Origin of the sequence: Mesorhizobium alhagi CCNWXJ12-2 (genome assembly GCF_000236565.1) — a bacterium.
GTDB lineage: Bacteria > Pseudomonadota > Alphaproteobacteria > Rhizobiales > Rhizobiaceae > Allomesorhizobium > Allomesorhizobium alhagi.
In genome coordinates, this window is record NZ_AHAM01000334.1 from 1 (window position 1) to 4,731 (window position 4,731).

The following is a 4,731-nucleotide window of genomic DNA, read 5'->3' on the forward strand; positions in this document are numbered from 1 at the left end:
ACGATCGCGCTGGTGGGCGGCATCATAATCGGCGTCATCGCCGGCTATTTCGGCGGCTGGATCGACACCGTGATCATGCGCATCATGGATGTGATCCTGGCGTTCCCGTCGCTGCTGCTGGCGCTGGTGCTGGTCGCGGTGCTCGGGCCCGGCCTGACCAACGCCATGATCGCCATCGCGCTGGTGCTGCAGCCGCACTTCGTGCGCCTGACGCGCGCTGCCGTCATGTCGGAGAAGGGCCGAGAATACGTCACCGCAGCCAGAGTCGCCGGCGCCGGTCCGCTGCGGCTGATGTTCAGGACCATCCTGCCCAATTGCATGGCGCCGCTGATCGTGCAGGCGACGCTGTCGTTCTCGAACGCCATCCTCGATGCCGCTGCCCTCGGCTTCCTCGGCATGGGCGCCCAGCCGCCGACGCCGGAATGGGGCACGATGCTTGCCGAAGCGCGCGAGTTCATCCTGCGCGCCTGGTGGGTCGTCACCTTCCCGGGCCTGGCGATCCTGATCACGGTGCTGGCGATCAACCTCGTGGGCGACGGCCTGCGCGACGCGCTCGATCCGAAACTGAAGAGGTCGTGAGGCGATGGCACTTCTCGAAATAGAAAACCTCGTCGTCGAATTCGCCACCGCGGCCGGGCCGTTCCGGGCCGTCGACGGCGTCTCGCTGTCGGTCGAGCAGCGCGAGGTGCTGGCGATCGTCGGCGAGAGCGGTTCCGGTAAATCCGTGTCCATGCTGGCCGTCATGGGCCTTTTGCCGTGGACGGCAAAGGTGACGGCCGACCGCATGGTCTTCGCCGGGACCGATCTCCTGAAGCTCAGCGATGCCGACCGCAGAAAGATGGTCGGCAAGGATATGGCGATGATCTTCCAGGAGCCGATGGCGAGCCTGAACCCGTGCTTCACCGTGGGCTTCCAGATCGAGGAGGTGCTGCGCGTCCACATGGGTATGGACCGCGCCCAGCGCCGCGCCCGCGCCCTGGAACTGCTCAAGCAGGTCGGCATTCCCGACCCGGAGCAGCGGCTGTCGTCCTTTCCGCACCAGATGTCGGGCGGCCAGTGCCAGCGCGTGATGATCGCGATCGCGATCGCCTGCAATCCGAAGCTCCTGATCGCCGACGAACCAACTACCGCGCTCGACGTGACCATCCAGAAGCAGATACTCGACCTTCTGATGCGGCTGCAGGCCGAGCACGGCATGGGGCTGATAATGATCACGCACAATATGGGCGTGGTGGCCGAGACCGCCGACCGCGTCATCGTCCAGTACAAGGGCCGCAAGATGGAGGAGGCCGACGTGCTGTCCCTCTTCGAGCGGCCGAAGAGCAACTACACCAAGGCGCTGCTTTCGGCGCTGCCGGAAAACGCCACCGGCGACCGGCTGCCGACCATTGCCGATTATGTCGCCGAAGAAGCGCCCGCAGGAGCCGTCCAATGACCGAGAAAGTCCTGGAAGCCAGAAACATCGTTCGCGATTACCATGTCGGCGGCGGGATCTTCGGCAAATCGCGGAACCTTCGCGCGGTCAAGGGCGTCAGCTTCTCGGTGGAGAAGGGAAAGACGCTGGCCATCGTCGGCGAGAGCGGCTGCGGCAAGTCCACGCTGGCGCGCATCATCACGCTGATCGACGCGCCGACCGAGGGCGAGCTCTTCATCGAGGGCAAGAAGGTCGACATCGCCAGGGAACGCCTGACGCCGGAAATGCGCCAGAAGGTGCAGATCATCTTCCAGAACCCCTACGGTTCGCTCAACCCACGCCAGAAGATCGGCGACGTGCTCGGCGAACCGCTTCTGATAAACACCAACAAATCCGCCGCCGAGCGGCGCGACCTCGCCATGAACATGCTGCTCAAGGTCGGGCTGGAGGCAAAGCACTTCAACCGATATCCGCACATGTTTTCGGGCGGCCAGCGCCAGCGCATCGCCATCGCCCGCGCGCTGATGCTCAACCCGAGCCTACTGGTGCTGGACGAGCCTGTGTCGGCGCTCGACCTTTCAGTGCAGGCGCAGGTGCTGAACCTGCTGGCCGATTTGCAGGACGAGTTCAAGCTGACCTACGTGTTCATCAGCCACGACCTCTCGGTGGTGAAGTACATCGCCGACGAGGTGATGGTGATGTATTACGGCGAGGCGGTCGAATATGGCAGCCGCGACGCGGTGTTTTCCAACCCGCAGCACGACTACACCAAGACGCTGTTCGCCGCGACGCCGCGCGCCGACGTGGCGAGCATCAAGGCGAGGCTGGCGAAGAAGGCAGCCTGACGCCGGCCGGGTGTTGCTAATGATGCAGGTCAATCATGTGTTTCGGTTGCGGCAGGACCGCTGACCGGATCGTCGGGCGCTCGATCATCCGGTGCACCCGAGGCGGCTCGGCGCCGCTGTGCAGCCGCCTGATGCGGTCGCTGACGATGGCGTCGGCATGGGTCATCCGGCGGTTGTGGCGGACATATTCGAGCCAGGTCGGCGTGTGGTAGGTCTCCATCCAGCTTTCCGGGTTTTCCAGATCGCGCGCCAGCGTCCATTGCCGCGCTCCGTCGCGGCGGCGAATGCGCCTGCGCTCCGTCATCACTTCGAGGAATTCGGCGGTGTCCTCGTCCTTGATGATATATTCGATCATAACCACGATCGGGCCTGAACGTGGCTGCACGTCGAGGGCAAGGGGCGGCTCCTTGAAGCGGTTGAGCGGGTCGAGGTTGAGCGATGTCTGGTCGGGCAGGGTGAACCGCCAGAGCCCGAGCGCCGCGCCCACTATCATCAGAACGGCCGAAGCGAGCAGCGCATTGCCGGATCCATACTCGTCCGCCGCCACGCCCCAGGTCCAACTGCCCAGCGCCATGCCGCCGAAAGTGGCCGTCTGGTAGAGCGACAGAGCGCGCCCCACCACCCAACGCGGCGTCGACAATTGCACCGTGACGTTGAAGAGCGACAGCGCGATCACCCAGTTTGCCCCGCCGATCGCCAGCGCCGCCGCCGTCAGCCAGGGATAGGTGCTGAGGCCCGCGGTTGCCGCGCAGACGGCAAAGCCGATGAATGCGACGCGCACGCACCATTCCGTCGAAAGCATCTGCCTCAGCCGCGAACTGACCAGCGCGCCGCCGACAGCGCCGGCGCCGAATGCGCCGAGCAATATGCCGTAGAGCAGCGGGCCGCCGCCGACCAGATCGCGCGCGACCAGCGGCAGCAGGGCGAGGACGGAGATGGCGGTGAAGCCGAAGACGAAGCCGCGCAGCAGCACTTTCTCGATGTTGGGCGACATGGCGATGTAGCGCAGGCCCGCCGCCATTGCCGGCCCTATCGCCTCGCGCGGCAGCGCATTCGGCGGGATCGCCGGCTTCCAGCGGCCAAGAACGAACAGCAGCGCCAGATAGCTTAATGCATTGACGGCGAATGCCGCGGCCGCGCCGGCCGCAGCCACGATCGCGCCGCCGATCGCCGGGCCGACGCTGCGCGTCAGGTTGAAGCCCATGCTGTTGAGGGCGACGGCCGACGGCAGGTCGGTGCGCGGCACCATGTCGCCCACCGAGGCCTGCCAGGACGGATTGTTGAGCGCCGTTCCGCAGCCGATCAGGAATGTGAAGGTGAGCAGCCTCCAGGGTGTGAGCAGCCCGAGATAGGCTGCGACGGAAAGCGCGACGGATGTAACGAGCATGAAGCTCTGCGCGACCAGCATCACCCTTCGCCGATTGAAATTGTCGGCGATCGCGCCCGACGGCAGGGACAGAAGCATGATGGGCAGCGCCGTCGACGCCTGGACCAGCGCCACCATATTGGCCGAGTCCGAGATAGCGGTCATCATCCACGCGGCGCCTACGCCCTGGATCAGCGAGCCGAAATTCGACGCGAGGCTCGCGACCCAGACGTAGCGGAAGATGTCGTGCCGGAACGGGGCCAATGGCGAGATGCGTTCAGTCACGGAGCTTAATTCTCAAAGCGGTAGCACAGGATGTGTTTCACGGCCGAAGCACGACTACACCAAAATGCTAATCGCTGCGACCCCGCGTGCGAGAGTGGCGGGCCTCAGCCCGAGGCAGCTTTTTTTACGGGACAGTTTGGTGCCGCTTGCGTGACTCGAACACGCGACCCCATCATTACGAATGATGTGCTCTACCAACTGAGCTAAAGCGGCAGCCGTGGTCGCGACTTGGCGGCGCGGCCGAATGTGCGCCTGATAGCTTCATTGTGCGGCGAATTCAAGCCGCGTCGCGCGCAAATCGCAGGCATGGTTTCCGCGAGCGCTGAGCGCGCAATGCGGGCGGCTCGCGCCGAATGTCGGATGCTAGCGGTTGATTGATGCCGCTGCTGCGGCTAACGATCATGAAATGCTGGCCGCATCAAGGGGATAACGGATTGGACGCGATTGAAAAGGCGATCCGTAACGCCTTCGAGAAAGGGAACGCCGAGGACCGGGCGTTCCGCGAGAAAGTCTATCGGTCGGCATTCGCCGCGCTCGACCGCGCCCTGCAGGCAAATCCGAGCCTGACGGTGGAGGCGGCGATCAATCGCCGCAAGGCCATGCAGGCCAAGATCACCGAGATCGAATCCGAATTCCAGCCGGCGGCGCCCGCGGCAAGCGTCGCGCCCGAGCCAAGTGCGGCGCCCGAGCCCGTGGCCCGCAGTGGAGCGGAACCCGCGACGGCCGGCGATGTCGCGCCGGAGCCGACGATTGGCGACGGTCGGGAGCGTGCGGCGAGCGCCGCCCCGGAACCTGTGGCAGCCGCCGGGGCCGGCAGCGAG

General features: G+C 65.3%; 4 protein-coding genes, 1 tRNA gene and 1 pseudogene. 4 read left to right on the plus strand and 2 right to left on the minus strand.

The features are described 5' to 3' along the window. From MAXJ12_RS33360 to MAXJ12_RS33370, 3 genes are all read left to right on the plus strand, one after another. Positions 1-579 (plus strand): ABC transporter permease subunit (locus MAXJ12_RS33360; protein ID WP_008840658.1); only part of this gene is annotated, 579 nt, incomplete at its 5' end. A 4-nt stretch (positions 580-583) separates the two neighbouring features. Continuing rightward, positions 584-1,435 carry an ABC transporter ATP-binding protein gene (locus MAXJ12_RS33365; protein ID WP_008840659.1) on the plus strand — a complete coding sequence of 284 codons (852 nt, stop codon included), beginning with the start codon at positions 584-586 and terminating at the stop codon, positions 1,433-1,435. Beyond that, positions 1,432-2,259 (plus strand): ABC transporter ATP-binding protein, encoded by an 828-nt coding sequence (locus MAXJ12_RS33370; protein ID WP_008840660.1) that lies wholly within the window; start codon positions 1,432-1,434, stop codon positions 2,257-2,259. Before MAXJ12_RS33365 ends, MAXJ12_RS33370 begins: the two co-directional genes overlap by 4 nt. 16 nt (positions 2,260-2,275) lie before the next feature. Here MAXJ12_RS33370 and MAXJ12_RS33375 read toward each other — a convergent pair whose 3' ends face one another. Both MAXJ12_RS33375 and MAXJ12_RS33380 read right to left on the minus strand, forming a co-directional pair. After that, positions 2,276-3,910, minus strand: coding sequence for an MFS transporter (locus tag MAXJ12_RS33375; RefSeq protein WP_008840661.1), 1,635 nt, complete (start codon positions 3,908-3,910; stop codon positions 2,276-2,278). Between the two features lie 137 nt (positions 3,911-4,047). After that, positions 4,048-4,123 (minus strand) — tRNA-Thr (locus MAXJ12_RS33380). Between the two features lie 164 nt (positions 4,124-4,287). Here MAXJ12_RS33380 and MAXJ12_RS39505 point away from each other — a divergent pair. Beyond that, a pseudogene (locus tag MAXJ12_RS39505) lies at positions 4,288-4,731 on the plus strand (hypothetical protein); the annotation flags it as partial.

Excerpts from the sequence above, each read along its gene's own strand:
- MAXJ12_RS33365 (WP_008840659.1), top strand. The coding sequence starts at position 584 with ATGGCACTTCTCGAAATAGAAAACCTCGTCGTCGAATTCGCCACCGCG.
- MAXJ12_RS33370 (WP_008840660.1), top strand. The coding sequence starts at position 1,432 with ATGACCGAGAAAGTCCTGGAAGCCAGAAACATCGTTCGCGATTACCAT.